At 58.5% G+C, this 15,928-nt stretch carries 12 protein-coding genes; 7 read left to right on the top strand and 5 right to left on the bottom strand.

Annotated elements, in window-relative coordinates; all coding sequences use genetic code 11:
- Window positions 1-111 precede the first annotated feature (111 nt).
- Entirely contained in the window at window positions 112-1,386 is a 1,275-nt protein-coding gene (locus tag AB5Y92_RS16565) for an HAAAP family serine/threonine permease (protein WP_201986416.1), read from the bottom strand.
- 471 nt (window positions 1,387-1,857) lie between these two features.
- A complete protein-coding gene (locus AB5Y92_RS16570; protein ID WP_201986413.1) occupies window positions 1,858-2,748 on the bottom strand; it encodes a GGDEF domain-containing protein in 891 nt (296 codons plus the stop codon).
- A 349-nt stretch (window positions 2,749-3,097) separates the two neighbouring features.
- On the opposite strand from AB5Y92_RS16570, the gene AB5Y92_RS16575 reads away from it, so the two are divergent.
- Window positions 3,098-3,415, top strand: a complete 318-nt coding sequence (locus AB5Y92_RS16575) for a hypothetical protein (RefSeq protein WP_058056329.1) — start codon at window positions 3,098-3,100, stop codon at window positions 3,413-3,415.
- 224 nt (window positions 3,416-3,639) lie between these two features.
- Window positions 3,640-4,215, top strand: a complete 576-nt coding sequence (locus tag AB5Y92_RS16580; protein ID WP_368227178.1) for a hypothetical protein — start codon at window positions 3,640-3,642, stop codon at window positions 4,213-4,215.
- Window positions 4,216-4,585: 370 nt separating this feature from the next.
- Here the strand turns inward: AB5Y92_RS16580 and ppc are convergent, their stop codons facing one another.
- Together ppc and argE are read right to left on the bottom strand one after the other, a co-directional pair.
- Window positions 4,586-7,219, bottom strand: a complete 2,634-nt coding sequence (gene ppc, locus AB5Y92_RS16585) for a phosphoenolpyruvate carboxylase (RefSeq protein ID WP_069528737.1) — start codon at window positions 7,217-7,219, stop codon at window positions 4,586-4,588.
- A 231-nt stretch (window positions 7,220-7,450) separates the two neighbouring features.
- Window positions 7,451-8,596 carry an acetylornithine deacetylase gene (argE, locus tag AB5Y92_RS16590; RefSeq protein WP_227341843.1) on the bottom strand — a complete coding sequence of 382 codons (1,146 nt, stop codon included), beginning with the start codon at window positions 8,594-8,596 and terminating at the stop codon, window positions 7,451-7,453.
- Window positions 8,597-8,867: 271 nt separating this feature from the next.
- On the opposite strand from argE, the gene argC reads away from it, so the two are divergent.
- The 5 genes from argC to argH all read left to right on the top strand — a co-directional run bounded on the left by argC (window position 8,868) and on the right by argH (window position 14,536).
- Window positions 8,868-9,875: an N-acetyl-gamma-glutamyl-phosphate reductase gene (gene argC / locus AB5Y92_RS16595; protein ID WP_368227179.1), complete on the top strand. Its 1,008-nt coding sequence runs from the start codon at window positions 8,868-8,870 to the stop codon at window positions 9,873-9,875.
- A 23-nt stretch (window positions 9,876-9,898) separates the two neighbouring features.
- Window positions 9,899-10,702, top strand: coding sequence for an acetylglutamate kinase (gene argB / locus AB5Y92_RS16600; RefSeq protein WP_368227180.1), 804 nt, complete (start codon window positions 9,899-9,901; stop codon window positions 10,700-10,702).
- Window positions 10,703-10,727: 25 nt separating this feature from the next.
- Window positions 10,728-11,639, top strand: a complete 912-nt coding sequence (locus tag AB5Y92_RS16605; RefSeq protein ID WP_064335335.1) for an ornithine carbamoyltransferase — start codon at window positions 10,728-10,730, stop codon at window positions 11,637-11,639.
- Window positions 11,640-11,707: 68 nt separating this feature from the next.
- Window positions 11,708-12,943: an argininosuccinate synthase gene (locus tag AB5Y92_RS16610; protein WP_033115910.1), complete on the top strand. Its 1,236-nt coding sequence runs from the start codon at window positions 11,708-11,710 to the stop codon at window positions 12,941-12,943.
- Between the two features lie 210 nt (window positions 12,944-13,153).
- Window positions 13,154-14,536, top strand: a complete 1,383-nt coding sequence (argH, locus tag AB5Y92_RS16615; RefSeq protein WP_368227181.1) for an argininosuccinate lyase — start codon at window positions 13,154-13,156, stop codon at window positions 14,534-14,536.
- A gap of 419 nt (window positions 14,537-14,955) precedes the next feature.
- On the opposite strand, the gene AB5Y92_RS16620 is transcribed toward argH, so the two are convergent.
- Complete coding sequence (locus AB5Y92_RS16620) at window positions 14,956-15,411, bottom strand: hypothetical protein (RefSeq protein WP_368227182.1); 456 nt, start codon at window positions 15,409-15,411, stop codon at window positions 14,956-14,958.
- Window positions 15,412-15,928 lie beyond the last annotated feature (517 nt).

The raw sequence follows: 15,928 nt of genomic DNA on the forward strand, positions 1-15,928 counted from the left end.
CGTTGAAATACAGAACCCCCGATGCGGTACATAGGGGGTTCTGAGTAGAGAAATGCTAGTTGAAAATGTGTAAACCTATTTCAGGACTAGACAGTGCGGGATACCGCCCGGTCAAAGCAGATCGTAGATAAGGGCCGAGATGGCAAGCAGCCCCATCACCAACACAAAAAGGGTACTCGGCCCGCGATAACGCTTGAGTGCGGGCAAGCGATAGATGGAGCAGGCTGGCAGCAGAAACAGGATCACCGCGATCAGCGGGCCACTGACGCGCTCGATGATGTCGAGCACGTTGGGGTTCAGATAGGTGATGACGGCGGTCACCATAAACAGGATCACCGATGACACCCGGGCGATGGTTGACTCCTTGAGGGAGAGCCCCAGCCCCTGACAGGCACCGCTCACCATGCTCACCGTCCCCTCGCTCACCCCCATGGAGGTGCCGAGGAAGGATTTGGACATGGCCAGAATGGCGATAAGCGGCCCCACATAGGCGATCAGCGGATTGGAGAACTTGTTCGCCAACGCCGACAGCACCGAGATATTGTCGGTGCGGGCCAGCGCCATCTCTGCCTGACTCAGACTCATCACGCAGCTCACCACGAAAAAGAGCACGCTGCCGCAAATCAGCATGCTGCTGCACTTGATGATCCGCTTGGCGCGCAGGTCAGCACTCTCCTGACAACGCTTTTTCTGCGCCGCGCTGAAGGAAGAAATAATGGGCGCATGGCTGAAGGAGAACACCATCACCGGCACGATCAGCCAGAGGGATTTCCAGAACGCCGGATCACGCCAGTCCACAGACTGACTCTCGCTGAAATAGGAGAGGCTCCACTGGGGCAGCAGATAGATAGAGAGGCCAATCAGAAAGGCGACCATCGGCAGCGCCAGCACGCTGATGGCCGACACCACGATCTGTTTGCCGGCCAGCAGCACCAGATGCAGGCCCAGCATCACCCCCAGCACCAGCAAGCCGCGCGGCAGCTCGGCATCCCCCAGCTGGTGAACCACGAAGCTCTGGATCGCGTTGGTGATGGAGATGCTGTAGACCAGAATGATGGGGTAGAAAGCCATCAGATAGACCAGCATCAGCAGCTTGCCCGCCTTGGCACCGAAGTGCTCCTCCACCACATGGGTGATATCCCCTTCCCGATGGGAGCTGGAGAGCACAAAGCGGCTCAATGCCCGGTGGGAATAATAAGAGAGCGGGAAAGCCAGCAATAAAATAAACAGCAAAATAACCGGAGAATTACTGCCAACCGTAATAGGGAGAAATAACGTACCGGCACCGACAGCAGTGGCATATAGGCCCATGGTCCATACCGAATCGCTTTTCTCCCATTTCAATTTTGAAACAGGGTTACTCTTTTCAGCAATAGAAACACTCATTGCAATATATACCTTATTAGTCTGTCATCATTATTTTTATTGGCCCGAATAACAGGCTGGAGATATGTCGTTGCATATCGCCCTGCACATGAAAAAACAACGCCGCCAGCGGCCAATAGGGCCACCGGAGAGAAATGGAGCTGCCACGCTACCATCGTTGAAATCGCTTTTCGGGTCAAGGTTAATAATTCATGACTGTTTGAATCGGAATGTTTCAAAAGACAACAGGATGTATCACATTCGTCACCCAAAACCAGATTCACGCCTGTTTGATAACATACCGATAAAACCTCATGCTGTTGCCCAACAACACAAATAAGACCAGCGATCAGGCCGATAATATTAACACCTTAAGCTGTGGAATATGAGTTAAATAATACGGCCAACTTTTCTACTAATTGACAGTGATGTCAGCCAATTTATTCAGGGTAAAAGCGCAGGCTATTTCCCACAGCGACAGGGGCGGCACTCTCAACCTGCCGGGCAGTGCGCCACCCGGTTGCGGCCTGCCCGCTTGGCCCGATAGAGCCACTCGTCGGCCCGAGCCAGCGCCTGATTGATCTCCTCCTCCGGCTGCACCAGAGTTGTGCCCAGACTGACCGTGATGGCGACCGGATCGGCAGGCAACGCTTCGACGGCGGCACGGATCTGCTCCGCCATCTGCAGCAAACCGGCTTCATCGGTCCGCGGCAGCAGGATCAGAAACTCCTCGCCGCCGCTGCGCACAAAGAGATCGTCCACCCGCAACAGGGCATCGATACAACTACTGAAGCGCTGCAAGGCCCGATCTCCCTGCTGGTGGCCGTAACGATCGTTGAGCTGCTTGAAGTGATCGATGTCGAGCATGATGAGGCCGCAAGGCGCCTCCCCTGCCCGTAACGGCTGGCAGTGCTCAAAGAAGAACCGGCGGTTGTAGAGGCCGGTCAGCTGGTCGGTCTCGCTCTGATGCTGCAGGCGCTGCTGCAACTCGAACTGGCGGGTGATATTGCGGGTCACCCAGGCCACCGCCCGCTTGCCGTCATAGAGGGATGGCAGAGGGGCAATCTTGCCCTCGAAACGCTGTATCCCTTGCGGCCCGGCGGCAGCATTGATCCCCCCCACCTCGGCTGCTGAGAGCTCATACTCCACCACTCGCACCTGACCGCTCGCCAGCGATTCGGCTACCTGCACCTTGACCCATATGGCCATCTCGGGTGGCAGCACATCGGCCAACTGCTTGCCCGCCAGCGGATTGCCATCGTGATAGGATTGCTGCTCCATGCCGCCGATATATTCCACGTAATAGCCATCTTCACTGAGGATAAAGACGGGATCTGGCAGCTGGGCCATCACTTCATAAAGCTGGGTTACCGAAAGCGCCACGGAGACTCCTGTACTTCAACGTCAAACAGGGGGGAGATATTCTGCCTCAAGAGGACTCACGCGCCCTCATCGGCAGCGCAGAAAAATCTGCGGCCACAGCCAACAATCCTTTACATCTAGCAGCCTGCCAGCCTCTCGGCCACCACAGGTGGCCAGCGCGTTGCAACTCCCGCCACTGCGCTCGCTCACGGCGGCGAAAGCCCCCTCCCCCGGTCGCGCATATCCCATTGTTTCAACTCACAAGTTCATTTACGCTGGCCGTCCTGAGTCCAGTTTTCACCTCATCAGCCATCAGGAACGCCAGCCGCCCGCAACCGCAGGGGCTGAACCACGGAAAAGGAATCGCCAGATGAAAAACGCCATCGTTACTGCCCGCTTCGACGCCATCAGCACCGAAGGGGAACAGCTCACCCTCAAGATCGCCATCAAGGCCCCCGAGCCGGATCCCAAGTCCGCCAGCGGTGACTGGCGCTGCAAGGTGAAGCTGGCAGGGCTGAGCGACAAGACCTTTATCTACGGCATCGACAGCCTGCAGGCCCTGAGCCTCGCCATCAAGTTTGTCGAAACCGAACTGCGCGCCTTCTCCGATGCGGGCTGGCAATTCTATCTGCCCGGCTGCCCCGATCACCCCATCGACATGAGCGCCTGCTACTTCCCAGCGCTCTAGCCCAAGGTCAACTCAGGGAGCATGGGGTGCAGCCCAGCTCCCACAATATCCCTTTCATCGACAACGAGCTCATCATAGGCAAGTGCTGCCCCACAACCCGCAATGCCAAGGGTGCTGTCAGAAAATTTTACAATTAAATCAATAGCATACATCCAAAAACAATTGACAACAACCCCCATTTAATCAACGATTAATTTCCAAATGAACCACTCTGGAGATAGTGGATGAAGCTCTGTTTAACCACAGCATTATTGCTGTGCAGTATTTCAAGTGCCAATGCCAATACTTGCCCATTGAGTAACTGCAACACACTACACGCTGGTGAAGATTACTCTATTAATGCCGATGGAAAGTATTGCATCAATTTCAACAAAGAAAACATCACGGTGGTAAACCTTTCGAGTCGATACATTGAAATAGAAGACAAAAATTCAAATCCAACTGTTATATACCCTGGTGAATTTGTTGATGTCGATACCATATCAACAATCGCAAATTCAACCAAGGTAGTTATCAGCATAGAGCACGATAGCTTTATCGTTATAAGAGATATAAATGAAAGCAAGCGTAACAAGAGAGCGGCACCCGCATTGGTATGGGCAGGCGGCGGGGCCGTTATGGGGGCGATGGGCGTCATTGCCAACAATCCTGATGCCAGCATGAGAGAGATTGCTGCAGGTGCATTTGGTGGTGCCGTTACCGGTAGGTTAAGCCCCATCATGGCAAGTGGTGTCGCAGGCATGATGGCTTCAGGCAGTGCTGGCCTGGCAGCAAGCGGTGGCTGTGCCTCATGTCACTAGTGATGATAATCGTCACATTGATAGCAGCCGTTGTAGCACCCTTTCTTTTAAGCAACAACCTTGCCCATCGAATTGCACTGCTACTAATTTCAAGCGGTTCAATACTATTTAATTATCTCTCGGGTACTTTCTCAGCTTGGATATATTTAATCTTTATTGTATTTACCATTATTTTAAAGGCTAACTATCGAACTACTCTGGTGCGTTGTGATGATGCAATACTAGGTTGCTATATGATTTTCTACATCCAGCCATTAGTCTTGAGGCTAATCTGATACACTCCCTTTAAATGCAGTAGACGAGATAAGCTCACAAAAAAAGAGCGCATATTATGCGCTCTTTTTATTTCAGACCTGTTTGGTAATATTTATCAACCCGTATTACGCATCCCTGCGGCAATGCCGGCGATAGTGACCATCAGCGCCTTGTCCAGCTCGGGGTGCAGGGTCTCCGGGTGGTTGCGGGAGCGGTTGAGCAGCTCGGCCTGCAGCACGTTGAGCGGGTCTGTGTAGGGATTGCGCAGCTTGATGGACTCCTTGATCCAGGGCTGATCCTCCAGCAGATCCCCGCGCGGGCTCAGTTTCAGCACCACCTCGATGGATTCGGCGAGCTCCTGACGCAGCTGTTTGCCAAGGCCCCACAGCTCCTGCGGCACCAGACGGGTGTCGTAGTACTCGGCGAGCCAGACGTCCGCTTTGAGGAACACCATCTCCAGCATCTCGAGGCGAGTGCGGAAGAAGGGCCACTGGGCGCTCATCTCTTCCAGCACGGCCAGCTTGCCGCCATCGATAGCCTGTTGCAGCGCCTTGTGGGCACCGAGCCAGGCCGGCAGCATCAGGCGGTTCTGGGTCCAGGCGAAGATCCACGGAATGGCGCGCAGGCTCTCGACGCCGCCGTTGGGCTTGCGCTTGGAGGGACGGGAGCCGAGCGGCAGCTTGCCGAGCTCCATCTCCGGGGTGGCGGCACGGAAGTAAGGGACGAAGTCCGGATGACCACGCACGATGCTGCGGTAGTGATCGCAGGAGTCGGCGGCCAGCTGTTCCATTACCTCGCGCCAGCACTCTTTCGGCTTGGGCGGCGGCAGCAGGTTCCCTTCCAGCACGGCGCTGGTGTAGAGCTCCAGACTCTTGATCGCCACTTTCGGCAGGCCGAACTTGAAGCGGATCATCTCCCCCTGTTCGGTGGTACGCAGACCGCCGCGCAGGGATCCCGGCGGCTGGGAGAGGATGGCCTGATGGGCAGGCGCACCACCACGACCGACGGTACCGCCACGGCCATGGAACAGGGTGAGGCGGATGTTGTTGGCTTCGGCAAGTCCCACCAGGGATTCCATGGCGGCGTACTGGGCCCAGCCAGCGGCCATCATGCCCGCATCCTTGGCAGAGTCGGAGTAACCGATCATCACGTACTGACGGCCCTGAATGTAGCCGCGATACCAGTCCACCGAGAGCAGGCGCTCCATCACGGCGGTGCCTGCCATCAGGTCATCCTGGGTTTCAAACAACGGGGCGACCGGCATGCGAAACTTGCAACCCGCCTCTTTGAGCAGCAGTTGCACCGACAGCACATCGGACGGCGCACCGGCCATGGAGATGATGTAGATACCGAACGCATCGGGGTCGTGCTCGGCGATAACCTGACAGGTATCCAGCGTCTCGCGCACCTCGGCACTCGGCTCCCAGTCGTGGGGAATGAGCGGGCGGCGAGAATTCAGTTCGTTGAGCAGGAAGGCCTGCTTGTCATCTTCGCTCCACTCGGCGTAGTCACCCAGACCCAGATAGCGGGTCAGCTCGGAGAAGACCAGCCCATGGCGCTCACCATCCTGACGGATATCGAGCTTGACCAGATGAATGCCGAAACAGGCGACCTTGCGCAGCACGTCCAGCAACATGCCATCGGCGATATTGCCCATGCCACAAGCGTGCAATGAGTGGTAGCAGAGCTCCAGCGGCTCGCGCAGCTGGGCGGTGGTCTTGACCAGATCCTGGCTCTCGCTCGCCTGACCCTGTACCTTGGCTGTGAGGTGCTCCTTGGTTTCGCGCAGCGCTTCACGCAGCTCGCGCACCAGCGCACGGTAGGGCTCGGGGTGATCGCCAACGCGAGCACGCACGGCGTCGGTACAGTCAGACATGGAGAGCTCGGAGGTGAGCTCCTTGATGTCTTTGTAGAACAGGCTCACCGCCATCCAGCGGCCCAGCTCCAGCACTTCGGCAGTCACCTTGGCGGTGACGAAGGGGTTGCCGTCGCGGTCACCGCCCATCCAGGAGGTGAACTTGACCGGCGCGGCATCCAGCGGCAGCCGCACACCCAGATGGTGTTGCAGACGCTCGTCCAGATTGCGCATGAATTCGGGGATGGCAGGCCACAGGCTGTTCTCCACCACGGCAAAGCCCCACTTGGCCTCGTCGACCGGAGTCGGGCGCTGTTCGCGGATCTCGTTGGTGTGCCATGCCTGATTGATCAGCTGTTCGATGCGGTTGAGGATCTTGTCCCGCTCGCGAGGCAGCAGGTCGGAGAGCTCCAGCGCCTCGAGGCAGTCGTTGAGCTGTACGTGCTTGTGGATCAGGGTACGACGGGTCACCTCGGTGGGGTGAGCGGTCAGCACCAGATCGATATCCAGCTCGCGCACGGCCGCAATGATGGCCTCTTGTGACAGGTTGGATGCCTTGAGTTTGTCGAACATCTGCTCCAGCGGATCCGGGGTGCAGACCTGCTCTTCACAGCGACGGGAGATGGTGTGGAACTGTTCCGCCACGTTGGCCAGATTAAGGAACTGGCTGAAGGCGCGGGCCACCGGCAGCAGTTCATCATCGCTCAGGGTGCGCAGGGTATCGAGCAGACGTTCCCGGTCTGATTCATTGCCCTTGCGGGAGGACTTGGCCAATTGGCGAATGGTTTCGATCTTGTCGAGAAAGGCCTGACCCTGATGATCCTTGATGGATTTACCCAGCAGCTGACCCAGCATACCTACGTTGGCGCGTAGTGCGGCGTACTTTTCGTTCATTCCACATCCTTATCTTGTTGGTGCCTGACACCCATCCGGGGTGCTAGACGACCTCACTTATTGTTGTGCGATTACAACATATGCTCCGTCATCTTAGGGTGACAATCTACCCAGATTGTCTGCGCAAGGTCAAATAACAGGCCGATTCAGAACATGTATTTCCATCACCACTCCACAACCGGCTTGTTATGTAACTTACTTACAGTTCTTACGCCCCTCTCACCGCCGCCACTACAGGCAAAAACGTCTGATCAGGTGCTGCAACACCGAGGTGGTCGGCTTGACGAAGGAGAGGTCAAGGTACTCGTCAGGCTGGTGCGCCTGGGTGATATGGCCGGGGCCCATCACTATGGTCTGGCAGCCAAGCTGCTGGATAAACGGCGCCTCGGTGCAGTAGTTGACCGACTCGGCGGCGCGACCGCTCGCCTTCTCAGCTTCGCGCACCAGCACAGAGTCGTCGGCGCAGGCATAGGCGGGAATGGGTTCATGCAGATGTTGCAGATGCAGACAGCCCGGCTGGTGGATCTCGATGGGCGACAGCGCCTCTTTGAGCATCCCCATCAGCTCGTCCGGCCCCACCTGCGGGGTGGGTCGCAGGTCGATATGCAGCTCGCAGCAGCCGCAGATGCGGTTCGGGCTGTCACCCCCCTGAATGTAACCCAGGTTCAGGGTTGGCTGCGGCACGGCAAAGCGGTGGTCGGCGTAGCGATCTTTCAGATCCTGCTGCAAGCGCAGCACCTGCCCCATCGCCTTGTGCATGATCTCCATGGCGTTGACACCGTTGGCGGGATCCGAGCTGTGACCGCTCTTGCCGGTAATGCGGATCGCCTCCGACATGTGCCCTTTGTGGGCCACCACCGGCACCAGTCCGGTCGGCTCGCCAATCACGGCGTAGTCGGGTTTGAGCTCGGCCGCCGCGGCGATGGCGCGGGCCCCCGCCATGGTGGTCTCTTCGTCGGCAGTGGCGAGAATGCGCAGCGGCTTGGTCAGCTTGGTGAGGTCAATATCTTTGAGCGCCTCCACGATAAAGGCGAAGAAGCCCTTCATGTCGATGGTGCCGAGGCCATAGAGACGATTGCCCTCTTCGGTCACCTTGAAGGGATCCTTGCTCCAACCCCCCTCATCGAACGGCACCGTATCTGTGTGACCCGCCAGCAGCAGACCGCCCTCCCCCTGACCCATCGTCGCCACCAGATTGAATTTGCCCGGCAGATCGGGGAGCGCCGTCACCTCGCACTGAAAACCGAGCTGACCGAACCAGTCGGCCAGCAGCCGGATCACCGCCTCATTGCTCTGATCCCACTTGGGATCCGTGCTGCTGATAGAGGGAATCGCAATAATATTCTTATAAAGTGAAAAAAAATCCAGATTGGCCATCAGCTCCTCCTTGCGTCCCCGGAATGTTTCTGTTAGAAAATACAAATGCAAAGTGAGTGCATGAATATTCTGTAATTTTACCTGAATATCTGGCTCATCAACAAAGGCTTCTAGTTGTAAGGGAAAGTTAATGTTCTGTCACCTGATCTATAACCGACGACACACACCCGCCTGAATTGCCCCTCCGCACTTGTGCAAAGGGGCGCTCGAACACCCTTGTGCACTGCAGCGTCATGCTGTGAATCTCGAACTCTGACTTGGAATATTCAACATGCTTAACACCGTTATCGTCGGTGCCAGTGGCTACGCGGGAGCCGAACTGGCCGCACTGGTACAGAACCACCCACAACTCAAGCTGTTCGGCCTCTATGTCTCCGCCGGCAGTCAGGATGCCCACAAGCGCTTCTCTTCCCTGCATCCCCAGTGGGTCGGCGCCCTCGATCAGCCGCTGCTGCCGCTGGACGACGACTGCATGACCCGGATCCTGACCCAGGCCGATCTGGTACTGCTGGCCACCGCCCACGAGGTGAGCGCCACGCTTGCCCCCAAGTTTCTCGCCAAGGGGCTGCCGGTGTTCGATCTCTCCGGCGCCTTCCGGGTCAAGGATCAGGGCTTTTACGACAGCTTCTACGGCTTCACCCACGACAGCGAACAGTGGCTGGATCAGGCCGTCTATGGCCTGGCCGAGTGGAACGCCGATGCCATCGCCACCGCCCAGCTGATTGCGGTGCCGGGTTGCTACCCGACCGCATCGCTGTGCGCCCTCAAGCCGCTGCAGCAAGATGGCCTGATTGCCAAGGGGTGGCAGCCCATCATCAACGCTGTCTCCGGGGTTTCCGGCGCCGGGCGCAAGGCAGCCATCAACACCAGCTTCTGCGAAGTGAGCCTCAATCCCTACGGCACCTTCAATCACAGACACCAGCCGGAGATCAGCCACCACCTCGGCAAGGAGGTGCTGTTCCAGCCCCACCTCGGCAACTATGTGCGCGGCATTCTGGCCACCATCTATGTGCAGCTGGCGGACGGCGTGACGCCGACCCAGGTGGATCAGGCCTTCCTCAAGGCTTACGAAGGCAAGCCGCTGGTGCGCCTCACCGGCCAGATGCCCTCTATTCGCGGTGTGGCAAACACCCCTTACTGCGATATCGCCTGGCAACAGCAGGGCAACATGCTGGTGGTGGTATCCGCCATCGACAACCTGCTCAAGGGCGCCGCCTCCCAGGCCATGCAGTGCATAAATATCAAATTCGGATTTGAACCGGCCACCGGCCTGATTTAAGGACTCAAGGAAGGATTGCAACGATGAACAAGCAGACTCTGGTAATCAAGCTGGGCGGTGCCCTTATCGAGAACGACGAGGCGCTGACCGCCCTGTTCGCCACCCTCAAAACCTTTCTCGACGATCAGCACCGCCCGCTGGTGCTGGTACACGGCGGTGGCTGTCTGGTGGATGACCTGCTCAAGGGGCTGGGTCTCACCTCTACCAAGAAGAATGGCCTGCGGGTGACCCCGTTCGAGCAGATCCCCTTTATTGCCGGAGCGCTGGCGGGCACTGCCAACAAACAGATGATGGCCAAGGCAATCGCCACCGGCATTCCGGCTGTGGGGCTCTGTCTGGCAGATGGTGGCCTGTGTCAGGTGACCCAGCTCGACCCGGATCTCGGCGCGGTCGGCGAGTGCAAGCCGGGCAATCCGGCACTGGTGGCAGGCATCCTCGGTCAGGGCTTCCTGCCGGTGGTGAGCTCCATCGGCATCACAGCCGAGGGGCAGCTGATGAACGTCAACGCGGATCAGGCGGCCACCGCCATTGCCGAGGCGCTCGGTGCCGATCTGGTGATGCTCTCCGATGTGAGCGGCATCCTCGATGGCAAGGGCAAGCTGGTGCCCCAGCTCGACAAGCTGACCGCACTGGATCTGATGGAGAAAGGGGTGATCCGCGATGGCATGGCGGTCAAGGTAGAAGCGGCCCTGCACGCCGCCCAGACCCTCGGCAAGCCGGTCTGTGTCGCCAGCTGGCGTTACCCGGATCAGCTGCTCAAGCTGCTGGCTGGCGGCGCGGTCGGCACTCTGGTCAAGATTGCCGATGGCAATCAGGTAGCCCTCTAATCCTCACCGGAACAAGGAACATCCGATGCAACATCTTCTGAAAGACAGTGATCTGAACAAAGCCCAGATTGAAGCGCTGATTGCGCTGGGCAAAGCAGTGAAAGCCGACCCGAAGAAGTACAGCCAGGCGCTGGCCGGCAAGAGCGTGGTCACCCTGTTCGAGAAGCCCTCCCTGCGCACCCGGGTCACCTTCGACATCGGCATCGCCAAACTGGGCGGCCACAGCGTCTATCTGGATCAGCAGAACGGCGCGCTGGGCAAGCGGGAGTCGGTGAAAGATTTCGCCGCCAACCTGTCGCGCTGGTGTGATGCCATCGTCGCCCGGGTGTTCGATCACCAGACCCTGGTCGAGCTGGCAGCGCACGGCACAGTGCCGGTGGTGAACAGCCTGTGCAACCTCTACCACCCCTGTCAGGGGCTGGCCGACTTTATGACCATTGCCGAGCACTACGACGACCTGTCGAAGGTGAAGCTTGCCTACCTCGGTGATGGCAACAACGTCAGCCACTCTCTGCTGCTGCTGGGGGCGACCCTGGGCACCGACGTCACCCTGATCTGCCCGAAAGGCCACGGCCCGGATACCCAGATCTTCCTGCAGGCGCAGGCACTGGCGGCCAAGTCGGGAGCGACCATCCACATCAGCGATGACGTGGCAGATATCGAAGGGTTCGACGTGGCCTACACAGATACCTGGGTCTCCATGGGTGACAACACCCCGATGGAGCAGGTCAAAGACCTCTTTATGCCTTACCAGATCAACCAGGCCCTGCTCGACCGCACCGGCATCCAGCATGTGCTGCACTGCCAACCGGCGCACCGGGAGCTGGAGATCACTTCGCAGGTGATGGATGGCCCCGCCTCCCTCATCATGGACGAGGCCGAAAACCGGATGCATATCCAGAACGCCGTGTTGCTGACCCTTCTCGGCGGCAAGTAACGCGGCACTCAACCTGAATCACGACCCTTTTATTGAATCATCATCGAATCATCACGGAGAGAAGTAACATGAGCGGAATCAACAAGATCGTACTGGCTTACTCGGGTGGACTGGATACCTCGGCCATCATTCCCTGGCTGAAAGAGCACTATGACGCCGAAATCATTGCCTTCGTGGCCGACGTCGGTCAGGAGCGCGACGATCTGGAAGGGATCGAGCAGAAGGCCATCGCCTCCGGTGCCACCAAGTGCATCATCAAGGATCTGCGGGAAGAGTTCGTCAAAGAGTACGTCTACCCGACCCTGAAGACCGGCGCCGTCTATGAAGGCACCTATCTGCTGGGCACCTCCATGGCCCGTCCGGTGATCGCCAAGGCGATGGTCGAAGCGGCACTGGCGGAAGGGGCTGATGCTATCTCCCACGGTTGCACCGGCAAGGGCAACGATCAGGTGCGTTTCGAAGGTGCGGTCGCCGCGCTGGCACCCCAGCTGAAAGTGATCGCCCCGTGGCGGATCTGGGACATGCGCTCCCGGGAAGATCTGCTCTCCTATCTGGAGACCCGCAACATCCCCTGCAAGGCGACCCTGAAGAAGATCTACAGCCGCGACGCCAACGCCTGGCACATCTCCACCGAGGGTGGCGAGCTGGAGAGCACCTGGAACGAGCCCTCCGAAGCGGTCTGGCAGTGGACCGTACCGGCTGAGCAGGCACCGGATCAGCCGGAGTACGTCAAGCTGACCGTGGCGCAGGGTGAAGTGGTGGCCGTTGACGATCAGCCGCTCAGCCCGCACCAGATCCTGATGACCCTGAACGAGCGTGCCGGCAAGCACGGCGTGGGCCGCATCGACATCACCGAAAACCGGATGGTAGGGATGAAGTCCCGCGGCTGCTACGAGACCCCGGGCGGTACCGTGATGGTCGCCGCGCTGCGCGCCGTGGAAGAGCTGGTACTGGATCGCCCGACCCGCGCCTGGCGGGAGAAGCTGGGTGCCGAGTTCTCCCATCTGGTCTATGACGGCCGCTGGTTCACCCCGCTGTGCAAGGCGATCCTCGCCTCGGCCAACGCCATCGCCGAAGACCTGGACGGTGAAGTGGTGCTGAAGATGTACAAGGGTCAGGTCACCGCGGTGCAGAAGAAGTCGCCGAACAGCCTCTACTCCGAAGATTTCGCCACCTTCGGCGCCGACGAAGTGTATGACCAGAGCCATGCCGAAGGCTTTATCCGTCTCTACACCCTGGCCAGCCGGATCCGCGCCATGAAGGAGCAGCATCAGGCCATCGGTGGCGATCACACCCACGGCTAAGCAAGCGAGATAACCCGTTGATTCCGTTGAGGGGGCATGGCCCCCTCTTCTATAGGCCGAGGGCATGGCCCCTGACCCATCATCGGCGGGTGTGACAAGAGCGGCAGCGCCCGGGCCACTTCTGTGAGATAACAGGCTCGCAGAAAAACAGGGCACGATTTCAAGCTCGGTGGCCAGGGCGCCGCCGACAACGCATTCAAGGAGAGCAGTATGGCACTTTGGGGTGGACGCTTCAGTCAGGGAGCCGATAGCCGGTTCAAGCAGTTCAACGATTCGCTGCGGTTCGATTACCGGCTGGCGGAGCAGGATATTCAGGGCTCCATGGCCTGGGCCAAAGCGCTGGTGAAGGTGGGGGTGTTGACCGCCGATGAGCAGGGCAAACTGCAACAGGCGATGGAGGTGCTGCTCGCCTCGGTGCAGCAGGATCCCCAGCAGATCCTGAGCTCGGATGCCGAAGATATCCACTCCTGGGTCGAGAGCCAGCTGATTGCCGCCGTCGGCGATCTCGGCAAAAAGCTGCACACCGGCCGCTCTCGCAACGATCAGGTCGCCACCGACCTGAAACTCTGGTGCAAGGCCCAGGGCGAGCTGCTGCTCGGATCCATCACCGCCCTGCAGCAGGGGCTGGTCGCCTCCGCCCGTGCCAATCAGGCGGCCGTGTTGCCCGGTTACACCCACCTGCAGCGGGCCCAGCCGGTCACCTACGCCCACTGGGCACTGGCCTATGTGGAGATGCTGGAGCGGGATTACTCCCGGCTGCAGGATGCGCTCAAGCGCTTCGACACCAGCCCGCTCGGCTGCGGCGCGCTGGCGGGCACCGCCTATGCCATCGACCGCGAAGCGCTGGCGCTGGACATGGGCTTTAGCGGCGCCACCCGCAACAGTCTGGACTCGGTCTCCGATCGGGATCACGTGGTGGAGCTGATGCACGTGGCGTCCCTCTCCATGACCCACCTGTCGCGCTTTGCTGAAGATCTCATCTTCTACAACACCGGCGAGGCGGGCTTTGTCGAGCTCTCCGATGCGGTCACTTCCGGCTCGTCGCTGATGCCGCAGAAGAAGAACCCGGATGCGCTCGAGCTTATTCGTGGCAAGACCGGCCGGGTGGTCGGCGCCCAGATGGGCATGCTGATGAGCCTCAAGGCGCTGCCGCTGGCCTACAACAAGGACATGCAGGAAGACAAAGAGGGACTGTTCGATGCCCTCGACACCTGGCACGACTGCCTCGACATGGCGGCGCTGGTGCTCATCGATCTGAAGGTCAATGGCGAGCGCACCATGGCGGCGGCCCAGGGCGGCTACGCCAACGCCACCGAGCTGGCGGACTATCTGGTTGCCAAGGGGATTCCGTTCCGTGAAGCGCACCATATCGTCGGCGAAACCGTGGTCTTTGCCATCAGCGTGGGCCGCCCGCTGGAGGAGCTCTCCATCGGCGAGTTCCAGCGCTTCAGCCCGGTGATCGAGTTCGACGTCTACCCCAATCTGGAGCTGGAAGCGACCCTCGCCAAACGGGTTGCCAAAGGCGGCGTCGCCCGCGAGCAGGTAGAAGCGGCCCTCACTGCTGCCGAAACATGTCTGGCGCAACGCACTTAAATTCGGGCATATCTGAAAGTGAGGAGGGGGAGCGATAGCTCCCCTTATTTACGACTTCTTTAGTTCTACTGAATTAGCAGGACGTACCGATGTAAAAAAAGCCCCAATATTATGTATTGCGATTGTGTTTCCACACGCTGGACAATTGGCAGTGTATTCACACCGAACAGCGAGAAGTCCATTTGAATAGCCATTGAAATGGTTACCACACTTTTTGCAATACATAGGTGTAACTGACGGCATATTTGATTCTCCACGAATAGAAAGATATGAATTCCTCTCTTCTATGGATATGAAACGGGTGGGCTATTCCTAGGAAATAGCCATAGTCACGCTTTGCATCACATCCACACGAATACGCTACCAGATTATTTATTGACAGGCTCGTCATCTACTGAAGTCGATACTGCTCAGGCATTTCACGCACAGGCATTGAGCAGTTTACCCACCCCCTCCCCCTTGCCATTGGGCAGGGTCTGTTTAAAGGTGCCGAGCAGTTGATCGAGATTGAGATGGCTGGCGCCAAGGGTGCCCTTGAGGGTATCGAGTTCACTTTGCAGCACATCGAGGCGGGTACTCTGGGTGCCGCTCGCCAGCTGGTTGCGGGCGCTATCGATGGAGGCTGGGAGTGACGGACCGCTATTTTCCTGCCCCAGAGTCTGCATCAGTTCCCCCATAAAGTGGTTGATGGCAGCGCGGTTCTGCTCGCTGTCGGCATCCTTGACCCCCAGCCGCTGGAACAAGCTCTGGACGGTCGGAGCGAGGCGATCTTCCTGCACGGTTTGCTGCACAGACTCAGGTTTGGCACTGCTGCCGAGCAGCTGACTGCCCAGCTTGAGGGCGATAGAGGCAAGGGGAAGCAGGTTGCTGATCATGATAACTCTCCGCGACAACGACCCTTGATGGTGTTGCCAAGAGATGTGCATAAGCGGGGCCAGCACGGCGATAAAACGCACTGCACCGGCTAATCCCTTGAATGGCTGATCTATTTATTCAACCAGCACGCAGGAGATGGCCGAGCGCAAAGGGGTGTCAGGCGGCCAGTAGCTGCCGCCACGGGCGGTAGTGGCAATATGGTGGCAAAGCGTTTTGCCGCCCACCCGAGCCGCGACCTCTTCCTTTCACACCCTGATCGCCAACTCTTTGAGCCACTTGCGCTGCTGATGGCACCAACAGAGTAAAACCTGACAAAAGCACCGCAGCGATCAGGCACCGAATAACGACCTGCGGGCTTACTAATCGAGCGGTGATCCGCCCACAAGGCGTGACCAATAGAAATGAAAAGAGGCTCCAAAGAGCTAATGCCGATCAGTTAAGGATCCATTGACCGATCCTTCTGTTGTGTGAAAATCCGAAACCTGTTGATTGGTTTCGGATTTTTTATGCGTATCG

Origin of the sequence: Aeromonas sp. R1-1, from assembly GCF_040908495.1 — a bacterium.
Classification (GTDB): Bacteria; Pseudomonadota; Gammaproteobacteria; order Enterobacterales; family Aeromonadaceae; genus Aeromonas; species Aeromonas veronii.

Bases quoted from the DNA above. Each gene is read 5' to 3' on its own strand.
- AB5Y92_RS16565 (WP_201986416.1), bottom strand. From the start codon at position 1,386: ATGAGTGTTTCTATTGCTGAAAAGAGTAACCCTGTTTCAAAATTGAAA.
- AB5Y92_RS16575 (WP_058056329.1), top strand. From the start codon at position 3,098: ATGAAAAACGCCATCGTTACTGCCCGCTTCGACGCCATCAGCACCGAA.
- AB5Y92_RS16580 (WP_368227178.1), top strand. From the start codon at position 3,640: ATGAAGCTCTGTTTAACCACAGCATTATTGCTGTGCAGTATTTCAAGT.
- ppc (WP_069528737.1), bottom strand. From the start codon at position 7,219: ATGAACGAAAAGTACGCCGCACTACGCGCCAACGTAGGTATGCTGGGT.
- argE (WP_227341843.1), bottom strand. From the start codon at position 8,596: ATGGCCAATCTGGATTTTTTTTCACTTTATAAGAATATTATTGCGATT.
- argC (WP_368227179.1), top strand. From the start codon at position 8,868: ATGCTTAACACCGTTATCGTCGGTGCCAGTGGCTACGCGGGAGCCGAA.
- argB (WP_368227180.1), top strand. From the start codon at position 9,899: ATGAACAAGCAGACTCTGGTAATCAAGCTGGGCGGTGCCCTTATCGAG.
- AB5Y92_RS16605 (WP_064335335.1), top strand. From the start codon at position 10,728: ATGCAACATCTTCTGAAAGACAGTGATCTGAACAAAGCCCAGATTGAA.
- AB5Y92_RS16610 (WP_033115910.1), top strand. From the start codon at position 11,708: ATGAGCGGAATCAACAAGATCGTACTGGCTTACTCGGGTGGACTGGAT.
- argH (WP_368227181.1), top strand. From the start codon at position 13,154: ATGGCACTTTGGGGTGGACGCTTCAGTCAGGGAGCCGATAGCCGGTTC.
- AB5Y92_RS16620 (WP_368227182.1), bottom strand. From the start codon at position 15,411: ATGATCAGCAACCTGCTTCCCCTTGCCTCTATCGCCCTCAAGCTGGGC.